The organism is Metabacillus flavus (genome assembly GCF_018283675.1).
Classification (GTDB): Bacteria; Bacillota; Bacilli; order Bacillales; family Bacillaceae; genus Metabacillus_B; species Metabacillus_B flavus.
On record NZ_JAGVRK010000001.1, the window covers coordinates 3,436,621 to 3,460,253 of the forward strand.

Here is a 23,633-nt window from a genome sequence, read left to right on the forward strand (position 1 = left end):
AAAAAATCCGATTCGGATGATTAGTTCGTATTATTATTCCTTAGTATCATCCTATTAAATATTAAAAAAACACGCTATATTTTTGCTCACAAAACTGGAATGTGATCCGTTCAGTACATTTTATGAAAAGGACCTGCCATTTGCCAGAAAACAGAGGGCGTTCTTAAGCCTCCCCCGGGTCTCACCTGTTGACATGCTCCCACAGATGTCCCGCACCTTCCGCTCCAAAAAGCACCGCATTTGCTGCTGATGCTTTTCACGGAATGATTATAGGTTTTTCACAAGCCGTTCATATTTGGTCAGAGTCGAAACGGTGACACCGAATGCAGAGGCCACCTCTTTTTTTGTAACCCGTTCCCCGCTTTTTTCTTTGAGAACGTAATAAAAGGCTGCTGACCAGGCATTTGCATTCTTTAGACTGAGCTTGGCTGAATTAACCTTAAGCATGGTATCAAAGAATGAAAGGAACGTTTTTTCCTCCACTGAATGAAGCTGTTTTTCGAGCGCTTCGGCGGCATAATATAAATAGGCGCCGCTTCCTTTTTGGTGAGAATCAGGAGAGAGAATGTGCTTTAAAAATTCCTGTTCAATATCAGATTGAGGTTTTAAAGCATGATGATGCCTTATTTCTTCAAGCTGATTCGATTTTGAAGCAATATAAACAAGTGTCAGACGCTCATTTAGCGTCATGTCCTTTAACGACGATTGATTCTCCCATGGCTCAGATCCAGCTTTAGAGGGATTCTCGCGGATGACGCGATCCCAGGCCGATTTCGCCAGATCCTCCTGTCCAAGATGCCAGGCCGAGTAAGACAGCCAGTAAAAGAAGGTATCATCCCCTTCAAATCCCTGGCGCTGCAGGGAACGAAGCCACTTAAACGCCAGCTCGTATTTACCGATCAGCGCAAAGGTCGCACCAAGTTTATAGCGGTGTTCAATCATAATCGGATGAACAACGGCCAGCTGCTCAGTCAGTGCAAGCACTTCCTTATCCTTGCGCTCGTAGTAGTAGAACACAAGCAGATTGCAAAATGCATGCAAGTTGCCTTCGTTAAGCTCAAGGACAAGTTCCAAATAGTATTTTGCTTTTTCAACGTTTCCCGAGTAAAAATAAGCAAGGGATAAATTGTTGTAAGCAGACCAGAATTCCGGAAATTCCTCGATGATTTCATGCAAAAGAGAGATCGCTTCATCGAGTTTCCCGTTCTCAAGAAGAGATCTTGCCGTTTCCTGTTTAATAATCAATTCATCTGAATCTTCGAATGAAGGATCTTCGTCTTCCCCTTCAATCATCAGTAATTCAAGCAATTCTTCGTTATCTTCTATAAAATCTCCATCAGGAGCTTCGGTTGAATAGGCTGTCGCACATTTATAAGCCTGATGAAATAATCCAAGATGTGCGTAATTGTTGGCCATGAAATAATGACACTCAGTCTGGGACGGGTCCACTTTTTCAATAATGGATGTCAAAATTTCATTGGATTCCTGGTAATTTCCCATTTCCGTATAAATCATTGCAAGCTGGGATAAAAAATTGGAGTTATCAGGCTCGAGCGCTGCCGCCCGCTTAAGAAGCTTGCTCGCTCTCTCCAGATTCCGCTCCACCCGATAAGCCTTCAATGCTCTACGGTAATAGTAGGCGCCGTTCTGGAAAAATGGAACAACCTGCGCTTTTTGCTGTCGATCAAATAGTTGTTTTCCCACGGAAATCCTCCATTTCATACATTTAACCGTACGTTAGTATACCATAGTTTAACCCGTACACAACAGGGCGGAAAACAGTTCCCCCACAAAAAAGCAGAATTCCCTTTTCCTGGTAGATAGAATACAGATATGGAACGCTCATTCCAAAATAAAACCCGGCTTCAAAAGCCGGGCAGCATGTAAACCTGCTATTTTCTTTCCTCGAGCGCCTTCAATACTTCGCTGAAAGGAAGCTTTTGCTCCCTTAGCAGAACAAGCAGGTGGAAAATCAAGTCGGCCGCTTCCCACTTCAGTTCATCGTGACTTCTGTTTTTCGCAGCAATAATGACTTCTGATGCCTCTTCTCCGACTTTCTTTAGGATCTTGTCGACACCTTCTGTGAGAAGGTATGTTGTGTAAGAATCCTCCGGCCGCTCCGTATCCCGCTCGGCTATAATCCGTTCCAGGTCACTTAAAATAGCAAATGGATTGTCCGGTGTCTTGGATTCCTCCCCTTTTTCAAAGCAGGAATAGGATCCGGTATGGCACGCCGGTCCTTTTGGTTCGACCAGCACAAGCAGGGCATCTTTATCACAGTCATAACGGAGCCCGGTAACGGATTGAGTGTTGCCGGAGGTTGCACCTTTATGCCACAGTTCATTCCGGGAACGGCTGAAGAACCAGGTCTCTCCGCTATCAATCGTTTTTTGCAGCGATTCTTCATTCATATATGCAAGAGTCAAAACCTCTTTGCTGACTGCATCCTGAACGATGGCAGGAACAAGTCCTTTTTCGTCGAATCGAATATTATCAGTGTTCATCGCATATTCACTCCTCTGCCTTTTAGCTGGCTTTTGACTTCCTTAACAGATGTCTCTTTATAATGGAAGATGGATGCCGCCAGAGCCGCATCTGCTTTGCCTTCCGTAAATGCATCATAAAAGTGATCGGCATTCCCGGCACCTCCCGAAGCGATGACCGGTACAGATACGGCTTCACTGATTCTTCGCGTAAGTTCAAGATCGAAACCCGTCTTTGCTCCATCCTGATCCATGCTTGTGAGCAGGATTTCACCAGTGCCGCGCTTAACAGCTTCCTTCGCCCAAGCGACAGCTTCCCATTTTGTCGGCTTTCGGCCGCCATGTGTGTATACTCGAAAACTCCCAAGCTCTTCATCGTATTTCGCATCAATCGCAGTCACAATGCACTGTGAACCGAAATAGAGGGCTCCTTCTGAAATGAGATGGGGGGTCAATAGCGCAGCGGTATTAACCGATACTTTGTCTGCACCCGCCCGAAGAATGGCTTTCATATCTTCCAGACTGTTGATGCCCCCGCCCACTGTGAATGGAATTGCAAGCTGGGCAGCGGTTTGCTCCACCACTTCGATCATGGTTTTCCGGCCTTCATGGGAGGCAGAAATGTCAAGAAAAACAAGTTCGTCCGCTCCCTCTTCGTCATAGAACTTAGCCAGTTCGACCGGGTCTCCAGCATCTCTCAGCTCCACAAACTGCACTCCCTTTACGACTCTTCCATCCTTTACATCAAGACAGGGTATAATCCGTTTTGTTATCATCGTCCTGTCACCTCTTGAAGAGCCTCTTTAAGTGAAAAGCGGTTCGTATAAAGTGCTTTTCCGATAATCGCTCCTGAAATTCCATCTTCGCGGGATAACGCTTGAAGGTCATTTATTGAGCTGACTCCGCCTGAAGCAATAACCGTTTTGCCGGTCACACTTGCAATTTCAGCCGTCGATTGAACATTTGGTCCGGACAGCATTCCGTCTGTTGCGATATCCGTGAAAATAAACGTTTCCGCACCATGGTCTGCAAGTTCTTTTCCAAGATCAGCCGCTTTTATCTGGGATGTATTCAGCCATCCCTCTGTTGAAACAAATCCGTCTTTCGCATCGAGCCCTATAGCAATTTTCCCGCTGTACTTAGAAAGCATCCCCTTTACAAATGCAGGATCAGATATAGCCGAACTTCCCAAGATCACCCGATCAACACCTTGACCAAGATACCGTTCAACGTCGCTCTCTGTTCGGATTCCGCCTCCGATTTGCACCTTCACGTTCAATTCCCGGGCAACCTGCAGAACGTGCTTGCTGTTAACCGGTTTGCCGCTTTTCGCTCCATCGAGGTCCACCATATGAATCCACTCTGCACCCTCTTCAGCAAAAATTTTAGCCATATCAAAGGGAGAATCTCCATAGACCGTCTCCTGATTGTAATCTCCTTGTACAAGACGCACACATTTGCCGTCTCTCATGTCGATCGCCGGATACAAAATGAACGGCTTCATGCATTTGCCCCCTCTTTCACTTTTTCTGCAAACCTCTTCAAAATGGCGAGACCCGCTGTACTGCTTTTCTCCGGATGGAACTGCGTACCGTACACATTTCCGCTTCCCACAACCGCAGGAACTTCCACTCCATAACTCGCGCTTGCCAATACCGTTTGCGGACGGTCTGCTCTAACATAGAAGGAATGAACAAAGTAAGCATGCTGCCCGTCAAGCCCGGTAAGCAGGAAGGATTCATTCTGTACATTCAATTCATTCCAGCCCATGTGCGGAACCTTTTGTCTTCCGTCTGGAATCTTAGTTGGAAGCTTGCCGACTTTTCCTTTCAGCAGCCCAAGTCCTTTTGTGCGTCCATTTTCTTCGCTTTCGTCAAACAGCAGCTGCATCCCGAGACAGATGCCGAGGATCGGTTTTCCTTTTGCTGCCTCTGCTTTAATAAAATCAGCCAGACTGTCTGCGTGAAGATTCTGCATCGCATCCTTAAACGCCCCGACACCAGGCAATATGTATCCGTCTGCTTCTACCAGGTCTTCGCGGATTCCGGAGACAAAATACGGAATTTCCATACGTTCCAGCGCCTTTTTGACGCTAAAGATATTTCCCATTCCATAATCAATAATTCCGATCATTTACAGCATTCCTTTCGTCGATGGCACCCCTTTAATGCGGGGGTCAATCGTTGACGCTTCATCAAGTGCACGGGCAAGTGCTTTAAAGACAGCTTCAATTATGTGATGTGTATTATGCCCATAATGAATAATCACATGAAGGTTCATTCGTGCCTCGAGGGCGAGCTTCCAAAGAAATTCGTGAACCAGCTCAGTATCAAATGTGCCGACCTTCGAGCTCGGGAGACTGCCCTTCATTTCAAAATGCGGACGGTTGCTGAGGTCGACGACCACCTGAGCTAGGGCTTCGTCCATCGGAATAATGGCCGAACCGTAGCGCTTGATTCCTTTTTTGTCGCCCAGCGCCTCGCGGAATACCTGTCCAAGACAAATCCCAATGTCCTCTGTCGTATGGTGGTCATCCACATCAACGTCACCCGTCGCTTGAACCGACAGGTCAAACTGGCCGTGCTTCGCGAATAGATCGAGCATATGTGTCATAAATGGAACGCCTGTCTCAAGATTAGACTGGCCTTCGCCATCAATATTCAGTTCCAGGCTAATTTGCGTTTCATTTGTATTTCGTTCAACGGAAGATCTTCTCGGCATTTGTTATTCCCCCTGTTTCAATCGTTCTTCTATGGCACGCGCGTGGGCCTCGAGTCCTTCATAGCGAGCGAACTCTGCGATTTTTTCTGCATTCTTCTCAAATGCTTCCTTGCTGTAATAAATGACGCTGGACTTTTTCGTGAAATCATCCACATTTAGAGGACTCGAGAATCTGGCGGTACCGCTTGTGGGAAGTACATGGTTCGGTCCGGCAAAATAGTCGCCCACTGGCTCTGAGCTGTATCTTCCCATAAAAATCGCTCCTGCATGGCGAATGGAGCCAAGCCATTCAAAAGGATCCTTTACTAAAAGCTCCAAATGCTCAGGCGCAAGCTCGTTAACTAAACGAATTGCTTCTTCTTTCGTTTGGGCAACAAGAAATTCTCCATTTTGATCAATAGACGCTTTCGCTATGTCTTTTCGCGGCAAATCCTCAAGCTGTCTTTCCACTTCCTGCTTTACTTCTACTGCAAATGCTTGAGAAGTCGTAATCAGAATGCATTTTGAAAGAGGATCATGTTCAGCTTGTGAGAGAAGATCAGCTGCCGCCTCATTCGCTCTAGCCGTCTCATCGGCGACAACGGCAATTTCACTTGGTCCTGCAATCATGTCAATATCGACGTCACCAAAAACCTCACGTTTCGCTGTCGCTACATAAATATTTCCCGGCCCCACGATTTTATCAACCGGTTTTATGGTTTCCGTTCCATATGCAAGAGCAGCTATTGCCTGTGCGCCGCCTGCTTTATAGATTTCCGTTACACCCAGCTCATTTGCTGCTACAAGAACTCCTGCAGGAATAACCCCTTCCTTAGACGGAGGGGAAACCATCGCGATTCTCTCTACACCTGCAACCTGGGCCGGAATGACGTTCATCAGGACAGAGGATGGATAGGCAGCCGTCCCGCCAGGCACATAAACGCCAGCAGAGTCGAGCGGTGTTACTTTTTGCCCTAATACCGTCCCATCAGGATTTGTCATGAACCAGGAATCACGCTTTTGCTTGCTGTGAAAAAGCCTGATGTTTTCAATCGCTTCGCGTATAACAGCAAGCAAAGAATCATCTATATTGCGATACGCCTCTTGAATCTCTGATTCCGTAACCTTAAATGAATCGATACGCACTCCGTCAAATTTTTCTGTATAAAACCTCAGCGCTTCATCGCCCTGTTTCTTAACCGCTTCAATAATGTCTTTAACCATGCACTGCCCCTCCTTACCTGTTATTTACAGCTTTGGAAAGCCGCTCCGCCAGTTCGTCAATTTGAAGATCCTTCATCCGGTAGCTGACTGGATTCACAATCAGCCGGGAGGTCACTTCCGTTATGTGTTGATATTCAACGAGGCCATTCTCCTTAAGTGTCCGGCCCGTCGATACGATATCCACGATTCGGTCAGCAAGCCCGATCATAGGGGCAAGCTCAATGGATCCGTTTAATTTTATGATCTCGACTTGCTCTCCCTGCTCTCTGAAATAACCGGAGGCAATGTTTGGATACTTCGTTGCAATTCTTGGTGCTACATCACTCATCGGATGATCCGGCAAACCGGCCACCGCTAAATAACAGCGGCTAATCTGCAAATCCAGAACTTCGTATACATCCCGTTCTTCTTCAAGCAGAACATCTTTTCCTGCAATCCCTACATCTGCAACGCCATGCTCCACATATGTAGAAACATCCATCGGTTTTGCCAGGAAGAAACGGAGATTTTCTTCGGGTATATCCAAAATCAGCTTTCGGCTGTCATCAAATTCAGGCGGAAGTTTATAGCCCGCCTCCCTTAACAGCTCAGCTGCCTCCTCAAAAATTCTGCCTTTAGGCATCGCAATCGTCAGCACATCATTCATTAGAAGCACCTCTTTTCGAACCAATAAAATAAGCAACCTCTTCAAATTGCTTCGTAAAGGAATCAACATCCTGCACACCGGAGAGGTTTTGGAGAACTGTCATTTTACCGTCTTTTTTCAAAGCTCCGGCATATTCAATAGCCTCTTTCATGCGCTCTTGAGAAAACAGGACACAGTGCTTCGGCTCTTCTTTTTCCAGTACATCTAATGCTTCTAAAAGCTGCCCAAGCTGCAAACCAAACCCTGTCGCAGCTGCGGGACGGTCAAACTTTTCCATCAGGCGGTTGTATCTTCCGCCATTTCCGAGCGGAAATCCGACCTTATCAGTGTAAACCTCAAATAGAATCCCTGTATAGTAGCTCATATGGCTGACAATATTTAAATCAAGCTTTACATACTCAGAAACTCCGAATTCCTCCAGCATGCTCCAAAGCTTCTGCAGCTCATCTATGGCCTGTCTGCAGTCATTGGATTCACAAATGGAAAGACCCTGCAGCATTTTCCCCGCATCCCCTCTCAGCGCCAGAAAATCAAGAAGCCGCTGTTTATCAATGGAGGACAAAGCAAGAGATTTCACATGCTCGCGGTACCCGACATAATTTTTCTCATAAAGGAACCGTCTTAATTTATCCGCCCTCTCCTGATTCCCGAGGATTTCTTTGAAAAGAGCATCCGCAAAACCAATATGCCCAATTGCAACCCTGAAGTTTGAGAGCCCGGACGCCTTAAGAGCGGAAATCATCAGAGAAATTGCCTCCGCGTCTGCACTAATGGACTCATCACCAATCAATTCCACACCAATCTGCTCAAACTCTGCCGGACGGCCGCCTTCCCTTTGCTGTGCTCTAAAAACATTCGCCTGATAAGAAAGCCTGAGCGGCGAATTTCCAGCCAGTCTTGAAGCCGCAACCCTTGCAATTGGAGCCGTCATATCCGGACGAAGCACAAGCGTTTTTCCCTGCTGATCTAATAATTTAAAAAGCTGCTGATCCAAAATCGCTGATTGCACACCAACTGTCTCATAATATTCAAGCGTAGGAGTTTCAATAAAATCATACCCCCAGCCGCTGATTTCCTTCATGATCTTATCCCTTACCGCTCTCTTCGTTTTATAAAGAGCTGGCAGTGTATCCCTCATGCCAAGAGGCTTCTCAAACATAAACATAGAATCGGCACCCCCAATTAGTACGAAATGTTCAAAATCCTTTAGTTCGCTAATATGTTACCATACTAACAAAATAAAGTTAGACGTTCAAGGAAAAAATCGCTTCTGATTGTATGCTTCCCTCTTTTGATGGAGAATCAACCTTGTAATATGGAACTGGGTCGATGGTGGGTTGTTGGCTGGGACTTGGCATGGCACATTTTTCAATGATAATTTTAGGATTTGGTGAGGTTATTTTGTTGCCAGGAATGGCTGCTTTTCAACGGTGATGCCTGGCATTGCTGATTTTCACGATTTTGCCTGGCATTCTTGCCTGGCATTGATGGTTTCCCCGGTGATGCCTGGCATTTTAGCCTGGCATTGCTGCTTTCCCCGGTAATGCCTGGCATTCTTGCCTGGCATTGCTCCTTTTCACGATGTTGCCTGGCATTCTTCCCTGGCATTGCTGCTTTCCCCGGTAATGCCTGGCATTCTTGCCTGGCATTGATGGTTTCCCAGGTGATGCCTGGCATTCTTCCCTGGCATTGCTCTTTTTCCCGATGTTGCCTGGCATTCTTCCCTGGCATTACTCCTTTTCACGATAATGCCTGGAACCGCACCACCAATAAAAACCCGCAAAACAGAATCAGTCTTTCTGTTCAGCGGGTTCGATCGTCGCTCTTTTTTCCATTTCTTCTTTTGTATAAATGATCTGCATGGGGTTGCCGCCTGCGAAGGCTCCGGCTGGTACATCTTTGTGCACAAGGGTTCCGGCGGAGACGATTGCTCCGTCTCCGATTGTTACACCCGGCAATATGGTGCTGTTGGCACCAATCATCACCTCATCCCCGATGATCACATCACCAAGACGGTATTCTTTAATGAGGTATTCGTGTGCCAGGATGGTGGTATTGTATCCAATTACGGAATTGCGGCCGACTTGAATTTTTTCCGGAAACATGACATCCAGCATGACCATGAGCGCAAACGAGGTTTGCTCACCTGTCTTTACTCCAAGGAATGTCCGGTACATCCAGTTTTTCATGCCGAGAAACGGGGTGTACCTTGCAAGCTGAATGATGATGAAATTTCTGGCGACCTTCCAGAAGGGCACCGTTTTATAGATGTGCCAAAGGGAGTTCGCACCGGAAACAGGATAGCGCGTCGTTTGTCTCAAGCTTTTTCCACTCCAGCGATGGGGAGCAAATCACTCATTTGCTCCAGCATAAAGTCGGGTTTGTATGCTGAAAGATATTCTCTTCCTTTTATCGTCCAGGCTACGCCCGCGGTTAAGGTCCCTGCGTTTTGACCGGCTTCAATATCATGATGATTATCTCCTACCATGATTGCTTCATCAGGCTTTGAGCCAAGCAGTTCCAGCGCCTTCAAGACAGGCTCAGGATGCGGCTTGGCGTGTTCAACGTCATCCAGGGTAACAACGACATCAAAGAACTGGTCAAGCTTTGTTAATTTCAGCCCCATGTTTACGGTGTCTCTGATTTTCGTCGTGACAATGCCCAGCTTAAACCCATCATGATGAAGCTTCTGAACGGTCTCAAAAACTGTCGCAAATTCTGTAACTAAAGCATCGTGCTGCTTATGGTTGAAGGCCCGGTACATCCCTATCATTTCCTCGACTTTCTCAGGATCGATTGAGTGAAAGGTATCGTGCAGAGTCGGACCGATAAACGGCAGGACAAGCTCGCGGCTGTACTCGCCGGGCCTGTAGTGATTCAGTGTATGAAGAAACGATTCGATAATCAATTCGTTTGTATTAATTAATGTTCCGTCCAAATCAAACAGAATGGTATTCCTTTTCATGAACAGGTTCCTTTCTAGCTGAAGAATCAGGCTGCTTCCATAGCTTTGCAATAATGATGGTTAATAGGACCGCGGTGATGACTCTTATTAAAAATAGTGGCAGTACTGGAATTCCGAGCGGAACAAAAATAAGTGTATCTTCCACCACAGCATGGCAGGAAACGAGGAAAATAAAAGCAAGTGTGAGATCACGGTAGCTCACTCCGTCCTCTTTCACTGCCTGAATCATGACGCCCGCTCCGTATGCGAGTCCAATCGTTAAGCCGGCAACGAGTGTCATTGAGGTATTCTCTCTCATTCCAAGGAATCTCGTAACCGGGGCCATCCATTTGGAAAATACCTTTAGCCAGCCAAGATCCTTCATAAACTGCATGATGATCATAAGCGGAATCACTATGGCCGCAAGCTGCAAGATTCCAATCACGCCCTTGCCGATTGAATCAAGCAGGATTTCTCCCCATCCATTCGGCTGAGTCTGGCTTTTCGAAATGAAGCCGTACTGCGCCATTTCACTGCCGCCTCTCCAGAACAGATTGATGACAGCCGCCGAAATTATGGCGAGCCCCACTCTCACAATGAGAATCAGCCAAAGCTTAATCCCCACTTTGGCAGCTACTGTCGATTCGATAATCAGATTATGAGAGAATGACAGCATGACGGCTAATATAAAAACTTCCTTAACAGATAAATCGAGTGTCAGGATTCCGGCAATGCCTGCGTACAGGTTTAAAAAATTCCCGAGGACAAGCGGGATGGCCGCCTCTCCTCTTAATCCAATCAGCCCCATCAGAGGTGCTATAAGCTGAACAATCCAATCTAATACAGGTGTATGACGAAGGATCCCTACGAGAAGCGTCACGGGAAAAATGACTTTTCCAAGCGTCCATGTTGTAGCAAGCCCCGTCTTCCAGCCATTTGCTAAACTCGCCTTCAGTCGAATCACTCCTTATTATGAATCCAGATATCTCTTCTTTGAAAGGCCGCTCATGCGGCGGTAAATGATAATTCCGACTGCCGTTAAAATCAGCACAATCGAGATGACCTGGGCAATGCGCAGGTCTGCGGTCAGCATTAAACTGTCCGTTCTCATTCCCTCAATGAAGAATCGGCCGATTGAATACCAGATTACGTAGGATAAAAACAGTTCCCCTCTTCTTAAATTCACTTTTCGCAGGAATAGCAGCAAAACAAAGCCGGCTAAATTCCAAAGGGACTCATATAAAAAGGTCGGGTGATAATATTGACCGTCTATGTACATCTGGTTAATGATGAAATTTGGCAGATGGAGATTTTCTAAAAATCCTCTCGTAACCGGACCGCCGAAGGCTTCCTGATTCATGAAATTTCCCCAGCGCCCGATCGCCTGCCCCAATATGATACTCGGCGCTCCAATGTCAGCGATTTTCCAAAATGACAGCTTTTTGATTCTGGCAAAGACTACGCCTGTTGCCACTGCGCCAATCAGACCTCCGTGGATGGCGAGTCCTCCCTGCCAAATCTGAGGAATCATTGCGGGATTCTGAGAATAATAATCCCACTGAAATGCTACGTAGTAAAGCCTTGCGCAAATGATTGCAATCGGAATAGCAAAGAGTACTAAATCGACAAATGTATCTTTATGAAGACCTCTTCTTACACTTTCCCTTACTGCAATCCACAGGCCGAGCAGGGCCCCGAGGCCGATTATGACCCCGTACCAATGAACCTGCAGCCCTCCAAGCTCAACCGCAATCGGATTAAGCGGCTGGATCGTTCCTAACATTCCCTTCAGCTCCTCTTCTGACCGTTAATCAGCGTTCTCCTTCTTCAATTACATCAGCAAGCTTTGTCGTGAATTGCTCAGCAGCATTTAGACCCATCCGCTTCAGACGGAAGTTCATAGCTGCTACTTCAATAATAACGGCCAAGTTTCGTCCGGGGCGAACCGGTACCGTCAGTTTTTGAATATTTGTATCAATAATTTTCATCGTCTCTTCTTCTAAGCCCAGGCGGTCATATTGCTTTTTCGCATCCCATGTTTCCAAATCAATCACAAGCGTTATCCGCTTATTGCTCCGGACTGCACCGGCCCCGAACAATGTCATCACGTCAATAATGCCAAGTCCGCGGATTTCCAGGAGATGTTCAATCAGTTCAGGCGCATTTCCAATCAGTGTGTTTTGATCCTCCTGCCTGATTTCAACACAATCATCGGCTACAAGACGATGGCCGCGCTTAACAAGCTCAAGTGCGGTTTCACTTTTCCCCACACCGCTTTTACCGATAATCAGTACTCCTACCCCATAAATGTCAACCAATACCCCGTGCACGGCTGTAGTAGGGGCAAGCTTGCTTTCTAAAAAGTTCGTTAAATGACTGGATAGACGGGTAGTTTTCATGGAAGAACGCAGAACAGGTACGCCGCTTCTTTCAGAGGCCTCCGTCAGCTCCTCTGGAATATCAAGCTCACGTGAAACGATTATTGCGGGAGTAATCGGAGTACATAACGCCGTCATCCGCTCTTCTTTTTCATGACGTGATAATTTTTCAAAAAACGAAAGCTCGGTTTTGCCTAGAATCTGAACGCGATCCTTCGGGTAGTATGCAAAATAACCCGCAATCTCAAGTCCCGGTCTGGACAAATCGCTTGTTGTAATAGGCCGGTTAATCCCTTCTTCACCGCTAAACAGTTCCATCTTGAATTTTTCCATTAAATCCTTTGTACGTACTTTAGGCATAGATGAGCCCTCCTTTAGCCAACACCATAAGTGAAATCTTCTTCCATTTTAGCACTTTTATCTCTGCTGATATAGTCTTTCAAGACGGCGTCTGAATTGCGGCAAGGTTTAGGAGAATTTTTTCTGGAAAGCTAAATTGCGATAACGGGTAAAAAGGACTGCACAACATAGGAGCAAGTCAAAAAAGAACCTCCTGAATAAGAAGGTTCAATCCATTTTCAAAAAATAAGGTTTTGCCCATTCTTTATCCAAATAAGGAGAGTAGGACCTGACTCGGATCCCGCCTTGTTTCCAGGTTAAGATCTGCATGTAACCGCCGCCGCCTTGAGGGAGCCCCTGGTAGTTGGCAAGCAGCTGATAGACTTTTCTGCCCTTTTGGGGTACGTCCACTCTTTTGGCAATTCCGTAATAATGGCCGCTAAGGACCAGTTTTACATTTTTATTTGGGACGACTACATCCTTATAAATTCTATCTCCATTTTTGCTTCGTGTTCCCTGATACGTCAGGTAATCATGAAAGGCCATAACCGCTTCTTTGTTCCTATAATGCTTCAGCACACGGTTCATCCATTTCACTTCCCCTTTGCCGGCTTTGCACCAGCCCATGTAAAGAAAAACCTTGCCACCCGCTAAGTCATAGTGACCGCAGTTATCTAAAAAGGAACCCTTATAATACGGCTTGGCATCAAATCGATGCTCCCCGAAAAAACGATAGTATGGCTGAAGACCCCCGCTGCCTGTAAAGTCATGATTGCCAGGCAGAACACCATATGAAAATCCTTGGGCATCAAGCCTGCGGAAAGCCTGATGATTTCTTTCCCATTGGCTGTACTGACCGGAATTATGCACCAAGTCTCCTGTATGAACTAAATAAGAAAGTCTTTCGGGCATTCTGTTTTTTACAATCCAATTCATTTGACTCGTTAAAATTTTCGGATGGTCTCTAACGTAATATTGAGTATCCGTCATCCATACAAAAGAGAAATCCTCACCGGCATGTCCTTTATAAGGGAGAGCAGTTAAGACAAAGATGACCAGCAGGATGAGCAGTATGCGTATATATTTCATTTCATCACCTGGTCGTTATCATTCCCATTTTCACTGAAAGTACAAATGAGATTTTACTGGGAGCGCTGCAGACTGTGAAAATAAAAAAGACCAGCGGCTCAGCGCTGATCTACTTGTTATCCCGTATTTGCTCAATAACCCCTTTTTGCACGACAAGGTGCAGCAGGGAAATGACAATGGCCGCTAAAATGGCGGTTCCGAATCCATCGATATTAAATGCGTCACCCATGATTGCTTGCGTAATCATGAGGGTAATGGCATTGATGACAAAGAGGAACAGACCAAGTGTTAACACTGTAACGGGCAGTGTCAAAATAACCAAAAATGGTTTTATTAAAAAATTGATAATAGATAGAACCAGGCTTGCCACGACTGCAGCCCAGATGCTGACAATTTGAAAATTGTCTTTGAAAATCAGCGCGCAGACCATTAAAATGACTGCATTGATTAAAACGCTGATGATCCACCTAACCATGTATCTGGTCCCCGTCTTTTTTCAGTAAAAGCACTAAAACAAAATAAGCAATAATTAACGGTGCACCGCCGGTAGCAAACATAGCAATTACGTAAATCACGCGCAGCAGGTTTGCATTTAAACCAAATCTCTCTGCAATGCCTCCTAATACTCCGGCTAATTTTTTATTCGTAGTTGAACGAGTCAGTTTTCCCATTTTTCTCACCTCTCCATATGCTTTAAAACAACAGAGCCTGTTTTTGAATCAGCGAACACAGACAAATCACCTTTAGCGGTTTCGTTCGATCGGAATTTCAATTCCTTTGCGATCGACTCGTGTTTTTCACTTGTTACTTCTAGAGCATCCAAGTAGCAATGCAGGGACCCGAGATTTGATTTCAATTCCCCATTTGCCTTAACGGCTTGCGGAATTGAAATTTCCACGCTGCCGGTGGCGGCACTGCAATGAATCGTTTTGCATTCAGGATCTGACGCGTGCAGGAGGATTTTCCCGTTGAAGCTCTGCAGGTCAAGCTTCCTCCCTGCTCCGCTTACGTCAATCATTCCGTGAATGGTTTCGGCTTCGACCGTTTGAAATTGGTGCTGAGCCAATTTAATTTGCCCATTTGCTGTTTCAAGCTCTGCTTTTTCACCGCTCAGTGATGTTAGTGAGATCACTCCGTTGGCGGTTTTGGCTTTAAAGTCCTTTACTGTTAGCTGTTCCCCTCTTATCGGACCGCTAAACAGCTTAACTTTCGCAGACTCATATACCTTTGCCGGCAATAAGATGAGAACATTCGCCTTCATTGATTTTTTCTCGCATTGAATTCTTAGCTTGCTGCCTTCCATTTCACAATAAAAGCTTTTAAGAAAGGCCTCTTTTGCCTGAGCAGAATCCTCAGTCTGATAAACCTTCGTTTCGCATTCAATGCGCACTTCATCTTCTGGCCAAGGTTTGAATGTGACGTTGCCATTGACTATTTGTACATCCCATTCTCTCAGACCTTTTCCGCTGAATTGAAAAATATGCTGAACATCAAATGATGAGCCAATGGCTAAATCCAGATCCAATTCTTTTACTTTCTTCACGGCAAAATCAATCCAGCTCATTAGTTTAGATGCGGTTTTTCCGGAAGATGAACCTTCCTGGTTCTCTTGATAAGCACTCTGCTGGCCGCCTTTGTCATCCTTTTTCAGTAAAATTGAGGGTGTAAAGGAAGCCCATTTTTTCTCATGGCTTTCCTTCTCATGATCAAGCTTTTCTATGAGAGAGAGCGCTTCTTCTACATTCAGCTTTCCTTCCTCTACAAGCTTCAATATTCTTCGGCGTTCTTCCTGCACGATAACTCCTCCTAAAAATACAACCTAGTAACACCCTATTCGGCAAGATGAAAATCAATCCCTTTAAACTGTTTTTAATATCTTAATTCCCTTAACAATGTTCCAAACGAAAACGATAAGGTTAACAATCAAGACGACGGGGAAACCCGAGAGAAAAACAATTCCAATCAGCTCATTCTGTCCGGCAAAGGCAGCACCAAGGAAAATAAACAGGTAGGCAATAATAGTGATAGCCGGAATAACATGAGAAAAAAATGATTTTTTTGCATGTGATTTTGTTTCAGTATCATCTGTGACAAAGTAAACGATAAGCGGAAGCAAGAACGGTGCAAACAGCACACTAAAATAACACAGGGCAGAAAGTAATTTATCGGTTTTCATGAAGTTCCATCTCCTTTACATACTTTTACGATTCTAAAAGGTGATTGGTTTCACTATATGAAAATAGCCAGCTCAATAAATGAGCTGGCCCGAACTTATTTCGCGACGGCTTCTTTTTCTTTAACGAGTTTTTTCATCCGTTCGCGTTCCCGTTCAACAATCGGTTTTAAATAATGTCCGGTATAGGACGCCTTTTCTTCCATAACTTGTTCAGGTGTACCGGAGGCAATAATCTGGCCTCCGCCATTTCCGCCTTCCGGACCAAGGTCGACCAAATAATCCGCTGCTTTAATGACGTCGAGATTATGCTCAATAACCAGTACCGTATCTCCATTCTCAACAAGACGCTGAAGCACCTTTAGCAGCCTGGCGATGTCATCAACGTGCAAACCGGTCGTTGGTTCATCGAGAATATAAAGAGAGCGCCCGGTTGAACGGCGGTGCAGCTCGGAAGCAAGCTTCACCCGCTGCGCTTCTCCGCCAGAAAGGGTAGTGGCCGGCTGGCCAAGAGTGATATATCCAAGTCCGACATCATAAATGGTCTGCAGCTTGCGGTGTATTTTAGGGATGTTCTCAAAGAAATCCAGCGCATCTTCAACCGTCATTTCAAGAATATCCGAAATATTTTTGCCTTTGTATTTTACTTCAAGTGTTTCCCGGTTGTACCGCTTGCCATGGCACACTTCGCAAGGTACGTATACATCCGGAAGAAAATGCATTTCAATCTTGATGATCCCATCACCGCGGCAGGCCTCGCAGCGGCCGCCTTTTACATTGAAGCTGAAACGGCCCTTTTTATAGCCTCTGACCTTTGCCTCATTTGTCGAAGCAAACACATCTCGGATATCATCAAATACGCCTGTGTAGGTCGCTGGGTTGGAACGGGGCGTTCTGCCGATCGGCGATTGATCAATGTCGATTACTTTATCTAAATGTTCAATACCTAAAATCTCTTTATGCTCTCCAGGCTTTGTTTTAGCTTTATGAAGCCTTTGCGCAAGCGATTTATGCAGAATTTCGTTAACGAGCGTACTTTTTCCTGAACCTGATACACCCGTAACTGAAATAAAAGTTCCTAAAGGAAATTTAACCGACACATTTTTCAGGTTATTTTCCTTTGCTCCTTTAATCTCAATATAGCGGCCATCCGGTTTTCTCCGTTCCTGAGGGAGAGGGATAAATTTTTTGCCGGACAGATACATTCCGGTCAGAGAATCCTTATCCTTCATTACTTCCTTTGGAGATCCGGCGGAAATTACGTTTCCTCCGTGCACGCCCGCTCCGGGACCGATATCAATTAGATAGTCGGCAGCAAGCATCGTATCTTCATCATGCTCTACGACAATAAGAGTATTCCCGATGTCCCGCATATTCTGCAGCGTTTCAATGAGACGGTCATTGTCACGCTGATGAAGGCCGATGGACGGTTCATCCAATATATACAGAACGCCTGTCAGCTTGGAACCGATTTGAGTAGCAAGCCTGATCCTTTGTGCTTCTCCTCCGGAAAGGGAGCCTGCTGAACGGTTCAAGGTCAGGTAATCCAGGCCGACATTGATAAGGAAGCTGAGCCGCTCGCAAATTTCTCTTAAAATTAATTTGGCAATTTTCATTTCCTTTTCAGTCAAATCAAGCTTCCCGAAAAAGTCGTGCGCTTCCTGAACAGAAAGGGTGGTCGTTTCCCCAACATGGCGGCCGTCAATTTTAACAGCGAGCGTTTCTTTCTTCAGCCTGTATCCTTTGCACGTAGGACACGGCTGCTGAGCCATATATTTTTCCATCTGCTCGCGGATGTAATCCGAACTCGTCTCACGGTAGCGGCGCTCAATGTTTTTCATTACACCTTCAAACTTAATATAACTTTCTCTTACCTGCCCAAAGTCGTTTTCATAGCGGAAGTAAATTTCATCTTTACCGCTTCCGAGTAAAATCTTATCCAATTGATGATTTGGCAGATCCTTGACCGGGATATTCATATCGATTCCATAATGGCTGCAGACAGCTTCCAGGAGCTGCGGATAATACTGAGAGCTTGTAGGCTCCCATGGAGCAATAGCATGCTGTTTAAGCGTTAGGTGCTCATTCGGAATGACCAGTTCGCGGTCTACTTCCAGTTTAGAACCAAGACCGTCACATGAAGGACAGGCGCCAAAAGGACTGTTAAAAGAGAACATCCTTGGTTCAAGCTCTCCAATAGAAAATCCGCAATAAGGGCATGCATGATGCTCGCTGAACAAAAGCTCCTCCTGCCCAATGACGTCAATCATGACCTTTCCTTCACCAAGGGCAAGCGCTGCCTCAAGAGAGTCGCTGAGTCTTGCCTCAATTCCGTCTTTGATTACAATCCGGTCAATCACCACTTCGATGGAGTGCTTTTTGTTTTTTTCCAGGATGATTTCTTCAGAAAGCTCCTGCATTTCTCCATTCACACGAACCCTGACATACCCCTGCTTTTTGATGTCTTCCAGGGTTTTGGAATGAGTTCCCTTCCGTCCTGAGACAACTGGAGAAAGAACCTGCAGCTTCGTGCGCTCCGGGAATTCCATGATCCGGTCCACCATCTGCTGGATGGTCTGTGAAGTAATTTCAATCCCATGGTTCGGACAGACAGGGCGTCCAACCCGTGCATAAAGAAGTCTTAAATAGTCATAAATTTCTGTTACCGTCCCAACCGTCGATCTCGGATTCCGGCTCGTTGTTTTCTGGTCAATGGATATAGCCGGAGATAATCCATCAATGGAATCAACATCGGGTTTGTCCATTTGGCCGAGGAATTGCCTGGCATAGGCAGAAAGCGACTCGACGTACCTGCGCTGCCCTTCCGCATAAATCGTGTCAAAGGCAAGCGATGATTTTCCTGATCCCGATAGGCCTGTCAATACGACGAGCTGATTCCGCGGGATCGTGACATCTATATTTTTAAGGTTATGCGCTCTGGCTCCCTTTACTACAATGTGTTCACTAGCCATACTTTGTCATCCTTCCGCTTTCAGCTCTATTAGCAAGTCACGAAGCTCTGCGGCCCGTTCGAAATCCAGTCCCTTGGCAGCATCCTTCATTTCTTTCTCCATTTGGGCAATCACTTTTTCACGCTCTTTCTTAGTGAGCTTCGCAATAGCCGGCGCTGCTTGATCTGTATCTTCTTCTACTGCTTCCATCGTTGCCCGTATTACATCGCGAATTTCTTTTTGAATCGTTTTCGGTTCAATCCCGTGAACGCGGTTGTATTCTTCCTGTGTTTCACGGCGGCGCTTCGTTTCATTTATTGCAACTTCCATTGAATTCGTAATTTTGTCCGCATACATAATAACGTGGCCATTTGAGTTTCTGGCTGCTCGTCCGGTAATCTGAATCAGAGAACGTTCAGAGCGAAGGAACCCTTCTTTATCCGCGTCCAGAATGGCTACCAATGACACTTCAGGTATATCCAGTCCTTCCCGGAGAAGGTTAATTCCGACGAGAACGTCATGTTTACCGAGCCGCAGGTCGCGTATTACTTCAATCCGCTCGAGTGTTTTTATTTCGGAGTGGAGGTAATTGACTTTGATTCCAATTTCTCTGAGGTAATTGGTCAGATCCTCGGACATCTTTTTCGTTAAAGTGGTAATGAGAACACGTTCATTCTTTTCGACTCTTGCATTGATTTCCCCGATTAAATCATCAATTTGTCCCTGAATAGGCCGGACTTCAATAGTAGGATCGAGTAATCCGGTAGGACGGATGATCTGCTCCACCATTTCGTCTGTATGCTCTATTTCATACGGTCCCGGTGTCGCCGAAACATAAACCATATTCGTCATATGTTTTTCAAACTCTTCGAATCGAAGCGGTCTGTTATCTTTTGCAGAAGGCAAACGGAATCCATGATCGACCAGAACCTGCTTGCGCGCCTGGTCCCCGTTGAACATTCCGCGCACCTGCGGAAGGGTAACGTGAGACTCGTCGACAACAATCATAAAGTCGTCCGGAAAATAATCAATTAATGTATAGGGAGTGGAACCGGGAGGTCTTAAAGTAAGATGACGGGAATAGTTCTCAATTCCAGAGCAAAAGCCCATTTCTCTCATCATTTCAAGATCATACCTCGTCCTTTGCTCAAGTCTTTGAGCCTCTAGAAGCTTGCCTGCTTCCCTCATCTTGACTAATTCTTCCTCCAGCTCTTTTTCAATGTTTCCTATAGCAACGCTCATTTTTTCTTCACGGGTTACGAAGTGAGAGGCAGGGAAGATCGCAACGTGTTCGCGCTCGCCAAGTATTTCCCCGGTTAAAGCGTCCACTTCCCGAATCCTGTCAATTTCGTCCCCGAAAAATTCAATTCTCATGCAGTGCTCATCCCTGGATGCAGGAAAGATTTCCACGACATCCCCGCGTACCCTGAATGTTCCGCGCTTGAAGTCAATGTCATTCCGCTCATACTGGATGTCTACAAGACGTCTTAAGAGCTGATTCCGTTCAAGTTCCATTCCTGTTCGAAGAGAGACTACAAGCTCTTTATATTCTTCCGGAGAACCGAGGCCGTAGATGCAGGATACACTGGCAATGATGATGACATCCCTTCGTTCAAACAAAGAGGTAGTGGCGGAGTGGCGCAGCTTGTCAATTTCGTCATTGATGCTTGCATCCTTTTCTATAAAAGTATCGGTCTGAGGAACATAGGCTTCCGGCTGATAGTAATCATAATAACTCACAAAATACTCTACAGCATTGTTAGGAAAAAACTCCTTAAACTCACTGTAGAGCTGGCCTGCCAGCGTTTTATTATGAGCAATCACGAGGGTCGGCTTATTGACTTCCTTGATGACATTTGAAACGGTAAATGTTTTCCCTGTTCCTGTTGCCCCTAGAAGCGTCTGGTGTTTCTTTCCTTCATTGATTCCTTTAACAAGTTTCTTAATGGCCGCGGGCTGATCGCCTTCCGGCTTATACTTCGAGACTAAATCAAACCGATGTTCCACACAAATGCCCCCAATTCACGCATTATCGTCTTTATATTTTACCATACACTATATGGGAAATTCCAAAGATACGAACTGACGTTTGCAGTTTTTTTCATTCTGTCTATCAGTTTTCCCGCTTTTGGCCTTTCGCAATCTTTTTCTTTATATGCAGCTTATATGTACAGAAAAAACCGCGCATCGCACGGTTTCTGTCTATTTATTCAAATGGTTGGGCTTGCGGTTCATTTTACGTGCGTACATAGCTCCTGCAACAAGCGATACAGCATCCAGCCCCACAATATAGTCAAATTCTGTATACCCTTTAAAGTAAGAAGCGATGATGAGTGCAGCGGTTAAAGCAGTCCCTACTATATAACTGTACGTTACTCTCGTAAAAAGCACGACAAGAACAAACGGAAAAATCAATGCCAGAATGGCTTTCGTCAGCATTGTGAAACGCCCTCTTCCTTCTTGATATTACCGTTATTCTATCATGCTCCGAGAATGCTGGATAGGCTAATAGTGAGCTAATCTTCAATTCTGCCCAACAGCAAATCTGGAAAGTCTGTCATCACTGCCGACACTTTTGTATGAATAAGACTTTGATATGAACCGAGGTCATTAATTGTATAAACCCTTAACGTTCCTCCGTTATTCATATAATCCAATCCGGGTGCGGAGAGACTGAATTCTGCCGGACAGTGTATGCTGTCGCACCCCAGTTCTTCAGCAATCGCGGCAGCGTTCGGCTCAACCCCTTCAAAAAGCCAGGCGATTTCAAACGTCTTATTCAATTGTTTCATTTTACTCACGCTTGCTTTGTTAAAAGAGGAGAGAATGATTCTGCTGGCAAGCTTTTTGTCTTCCGCAAGCAGCATTACTTTTTCCTCAAGCCCAGGATAGTCGAATACATCATTTTTCAATTCGATATTTAAAGTCATACCTGACTGGTCTTCCAAAAGCAAGTCCAGCACTTCCTCTAGATGAGGAATCCTTTCATTATGAAAAGACGGATGAAACCAGCTTCCTGCATCTGCATTCCGCAATTCCTTATATGTCATGTCCTTTACATATCCCAATCGATCTGTCGTTCGGTCAATTCTTTCGTCATGAATGACGACAAGTTCACCGTCTTTTGACATTTGAACATCCAATTCAATTCCGCTTGCCCCCACTTCTATCGCCTTTCTAAAAGCAAGCATCGTATTTTCCGGATACTGTCCGCTGCATCCTCTGTGAGCAAATATCTTCATGTCTGCAACTCCATTCTAAGAAATAAAGGGCCGGCCAAGATGATCGTCTCCCGGCCAGCCCTTTGAAGCTTACTTCTGCTTGCGATTAGCCATCTCAAGCGATCGTTCTGTTTCCTTTGCTGCCCGATTCAATGCTTCTTGAGGATCTGTCCCTTGATATAAGCTTTCCATTCCAGTTACAACTTTTTGTCTGGATTCAGGGAAAACGGAAATCAAGGCTCCTTGTGTAGCCGGAGAAGGCTTTGTATTTTTCAGCTGGTCCACCGTCACCTTAAGCTGAGGATACTTCTCCCACTCTTTTTTCACGATATCCTGCTCATATGCTTTCGGATTGATTGAGAAATAACCGCTGTCAACATGCCATTTAGCCTGCACTTCAGGTGTAGAAAGATACTTCATGAAATCCCATGCGCCCTGCTGTTCCTCTTCTGCAGTACCTTTGGACATCCAAAGTGATGCTCCGCCAACGACAACCCCTTGTCTTTCGATACCATCAGGAACAGGAATATAAGCAACCCCTATATCAAACGGAGCGTTGTCAATCAATTCTTTGATTCCTGCAGAGGAGTCAAGGAACATGGCAATTTTTTGTGATTGGAATGCTGCTCTCATTGAATCCCAGTTCTGTCCGCTATTGTAGAATGATCCATCTTTGTGCATTTGGCTGATCAGATCAAAAACTCGTTTTCCTTCCGGTCCATTGAAAGTAGCTTTTTCCGCGTCCCCTTTGCGTCCATTTTCCTTATCCACATAGGTTCCGCCCTGTACAGCTACCATTTCTTCAAAAAACCACCCGTAATTTAGGATCGAAAATCCTTTTTGGCTGCCAGTCGTAAGAGCTTGTGCTGCACTTTTCAGCTCGCTGTAAGTTTGCGGAGCTTTTTCAGGGTCCAGTCCAGCTTTTTTAAACGCATCCTTGTTATATACCAAAACTGGTGTGGAAGAATTAAAAGGCATAGAATACTGTTTGCCATCCACTGTGTAGTAATTGGAGATATTTTTTTCCCATTGAGATGTGTCAAATTTGTCTTGATCAATAAACTTTTGGACAGGCTCGATTTTGTTGCTGTCGATCATATACTTTGTGCCAACTTCAAACGTCTGCATAATGGTTGGAGCTTCAGGAGATCCCGCAACGGTATTGAATTTTGTAAGGGCTTCTTCATATGTGCCTTGAAATACAGGCTTAACCTCAATCTTATCCTGGGATTTATTGTATTCATTTACAATCTCTTTTAAAGAAGTCTCTAAATCTCCAGCCATTGCATGCCAAAACGTTACTTCAATTTTACCTTCAGCGTTTTTCTTCACAGGCTTTGCTGTTTCTTTCTCCGGCTGTGTTCCGCCGCATGCTGAGAGCACGATCAGCATTAGCGCAGTAATCAATATCAATACCTTTTTCATCTAACATCTCTCCTGATTTTTATTTGATTATGCATGGACCGGCTTGATTCCCCTTCATAT

General features: G+C 45.3%; 25 protein-coding genes. All 25 read right to left on the reverse strand.

Annotated features, from left to right (window positions below):
- Positions 1 to 267: 267 nt before the first annotated feature.
- Complete coding sequence (locus tag J9317_RS17625) at positions 268 to 1,704, reverse strand: tetratricopeptide repeat protein (RefSeq protein WP_211561047.1); 1,437 nt, start codon at positions 1,702 to 1,704, stop codon at positions 268 to 270.
- Between the two features lie 188 nt (positions 1,705 to 1,892).
- Positions 1,893 to 2,504 carry a bifunctional phosphoribosyl-AMP cyclohydrolase/phosphoribosyl-ATP diphosphatase HisIE gene (gene hisIE / locus J9317_RS17630; RefSeq protein WP_211561049.1) on the reverse strand — a complete coding sequence of 204 codons (612 nt, stop codon included), beginning with the start codon at positions 2,502 to 2,504 and terminating at the stop codon, positions 1,893 to 1,895.
- Positions 2,501 to 3,259: an imidazole glycerol phosphate synthase subunit HisF gene (gene hisF, locus J9317_RS17635; RefSeq protein ID WP_211561051.1), complete on the reverse strand. Its 759-nt coding sequence runs from the start codon at positions 3,257 to 3,259 to the stop codon at positions 2,501 to 2,503. Before hisF ends, hisIE begins: the two co-directional genes overlap by 4 nt.
- The gene (hisA, locus tag J9317_RS17640; RefSeq protein ID WP_211561052.1) at positions 3,256 to 3,987 is read right to left on the reverse strand and encodes a 1-(5-phosphoribosyl)-5-[(5-phosphoribosylamino)methylideneamino]imidazole-4-carboxamide isomerase; all 732 of its coding nucleotides are present in this window, start codon (positions 3,985 to 3,987) and stop codon (positions 3,256 to 3,258) included. Before hisA ends, hisF begins: the two co-directional genes overlap by 4 nt.
- A complete protein-coding gene (hisH, locus tag J9317_RS17645) occupies positions 3,984 to 4,616 on the reverse strand; it encodes an imidazole glycerol phosphate synthase subunit HisH (RefSeq protein ID WP_211561053.1) in 633 nt (210 codons plus the stop codon). Before hisH ends, hisA begins: the two co-directional genes overlap by 4 nt.
- Positions 4,617 to 5,204 carry an imidazoleglycerol-phosphate dehydratase HisB gene (gene hisB, locus J9317_RS17650; protein WP_211561054.1) on the reverse strand — a complete coding sequence of 196 codons (588 nt, stop codon included), beginning with the start codon at positions 5,202 to 5,204 and terminating at the stop codon, positions 4,617 to 4,619.
- Positions 5,205 to 5,207: 3 nt separating this feature from the next.
- Positions 5,208 to 6,431, reverse strand: coding sequence for a histidinol dehydrogenase (gene hisD / locus J9317_RS17655; RefSeq protein WP_347880566.1), 1,224 nt, complete (start codon positions 6,429 to 6,431; stop codon positions 5,208 to 5,210).
- Positions 6,421 to 7,053 (reverse strand): ATP phosphoribosyltransferase, encoded by a 633-nt coding sequence (hisG, locus tag J9317_RS17660; RefSeq protein WP_211561060.1) that lies wholly within the window; start codon positions 7,051 to 7,053, stop codon positions 6,421 to 6,423. Before hisG ends, hisD begins: the two co-directional genes overlap by 11 nt.
- A complete protein-coding gene (locus J9317_RS17665; protein ID WP_211561062.1) occupies positions 7,046 to 8,218 on the reverse strand; it encodes an ATP phosphoribosyltransferase regulatory subunit in 1,173 nt (390 codons plus the stop codon). The genes hisG and J9317_RS17665 overlap by 8 nt, the downstream gene beginning before the upstream one ends.
- 215 nt (positions 8,219 to 8,433) lie before the next feature.
- Positions 8,434 to 8,784, reverse strand: coding sequence for a hypothetical protein (locus J9317_RS17670; protein ID WP_211561064.1), 351 nt, complete (start codon positions 8,782 to 8,784; stop codon positions 8,434 to 8,436).
- Positions 8,785 to 8,843: 59 nt separating this feature from the next.
- Positions 8,844 to 9,374: an acyltransferase gene (locus tag J9317_RS17675; RefSeq protein WP_211561066.1), complete on the reverse strand. Its 531-nt coding sequence runs from the start codon at positions 9,372 to 9,374 to the stop codon at positions 8,844 to 8,846.
- On the reverse strand, positions 9,371 to 10,018 hold the full coding sequence (gene ppaX / locus J9317_RS17680) for a pyrophosphatase PpaX (RefSeq protein WP_211561068.1): 648 nt from the start codon (positions 10,016 to 10,018) through the stop codon (positions 9,371 to 9,373). The genes J9317_RS17675 and ppaX overlap by 4 nt, the downstream gene beginning before the upstream one ends.
- Positions 9,993 to 10,952, reverse strand: a complete 960-nt coding sequence (locus J9317_RS17685) for a nucleoside recognition domain-containing protein (RefSeq protein ID WP_211562484.1) — start codon at positions 10,950 to 10,952, stop codon at positions 9,993 to 9,995. The genes ppaX and J9317_RS17685 overlap by 26 nt, the downstream gene beginning before the upstream one ends.
- A gap of 15 nt (positions 10,953 to 10,967) precedes the next feature.
- Positions 10,968 to 11,780, reverse strand: a complete 813-nt coding sequence (lgt, locus tag J9317_RS17690) for a prolipoprotein diacylglyceryl transferase (protein ID WP_211561070.1) — start codon at positions 11,778 to 11,780, stop codon at positions 10,968 to 10,970.
- A 28-nt stretch (positions 11,781 to 11,808) separates the two neighbouring features.
- Positions 11,809 to 12,735 carry an HPr(Ser) kinase/phosphatase gene (gene hprK / locus J9317_RS17695; protein WP_211561072.1) on the reverse strand — a complete coding sequence of 309 codons (927 nt, stop codon included), beginning with the start codon at positions 12,733 to 12,735 and terminating at the stop codon, positions 11,809 to 11,811.
- A gap of 207 nt (positions 12,736 to 12,942) precedes the next feature.
- A complete protein-coding gene (locus J9317_RS17700; protein WP_211561074.1) occupies positions 12,943 to 13,803 on the reverse strand; it encodes a metallophosphoesterase in 861 nt (286 codons plus the stop codon).
- Between the two features lie 109 nt (positions 13,804 to 13,912).
- Positions 13,913 to 14,278, reverse strand: a complete 366-nt coding sequence (locus tag J9317_RS17705; protein WP_211561076.1) for a phage holin family protein — start codon at positions 14,276 to 14,278, stop codon at positions 13,913 to 13,915.
- Positions 14,271 to 14,474, reverse strand: coding sequence for a PspC domain-containing protein (locus J9317_RS17710; RefSeq protein WP_211561077.1), 204 nt, complete (start codon positions 14,472 to 14,474; stop codon positions 14,271 to 14,273). The genes J9317_RS17705 and J9317_RS17710 overlap by 8 nt, the downstream gene beginning before the upstream one ends.
- Positions 14,475 to 14,479: 5 nt before the next feature.
- Positions 14,480 to 15,598, reverse strand: coding sequence for a DUF4097 family beta strand repeat-containing protein (locus J9317_RS20940; RefSeq protein ID WP_211561079.1), 1,119 nt, complete (start codon positions 15,596 to 15,598; stop codon positions 14,480 to 14,482).
- Positions 15,599 to 15,661: 63 nt separating this feature from the next.
- Positions 15,662 to 15,979 (reverse strand): magnetosome magnetite crystal formation protein family, encoded by a 318-nt coding sequence (locus J9317_RS17720; protein WP_211561081.1) that lies wholly within the window; start codon positions 15,977 to 15,979, stop codon positions 15,662 to 15,664.
- Positions 15,980 to 16,074: 95 nt separating this feature from the next.
- Complete coding sequence (uvrA, locus tag J9317_RS17725) at positions 16,075 to 18,948, reverse strand: excinuclease ABC subunit UvrA (RefSeq protein ID WP_211561090.1); 2,874 nt, start codon at positions 18,946 to 18,948, stop codon at positions 16,075 to 16,077.
- 6 nt (positions 18,949 to 18,954) lie between these two features.
- On the reverse strand, positions 18,955 to 20,934 hold the full coding sequence (uvrB, locus tag J9317_RS17730) for an excinuclease ABC subunit UvrB (protein ID WP_211561093.1): 1,980 nt from the start codon (positions 20,932 to 20,934) through the stop codon (positions 18,955 to 18,957).
- Positions 20,935 to 21,129: 195 nt separating this feature from the next.
- Positions 21,130 to 21,366 (reverse strand): CsbA family protein, encoded by a 237-nt coding sequence (locus J9317_RS17735; protein ID WP_035404627.1) that lies wholly within the window; start codon positions 21,364 to 21,366, stop codon positions 21,130 to 21,132.
- 77 nt (positions 21,367 to 21,443) lie between these two features.
- Complete coding sequence (locus J9317_RS17740; protein ID WP_211561095.1) at positions 21,444 to 22,169, reverse strand: glycerophosphodiester phosphodiesterase; 726 nt, start codon at positions 22,167 to 22,169, stop codon at positions 21,444 to 21,446.
- Between the two features lie 69 nt (positions 22,170 to 22,238).
- Positions 22,239 to 23,573 carry an ABC transporter substrate-binding protein gene (locus J9317_RS17745; RefSeq protein WP_211561097.1) on the reverse strand — a complete coding sequence of 445 codons (1,335 nt, stop codon included), beginning with the start codon at positions 23,571 to 23,573 and terminating at the stop codon, positions 22,239 to 22,241.
- Positions 23,574 to 23,633 lie beyond the last annotated feature (60 nt).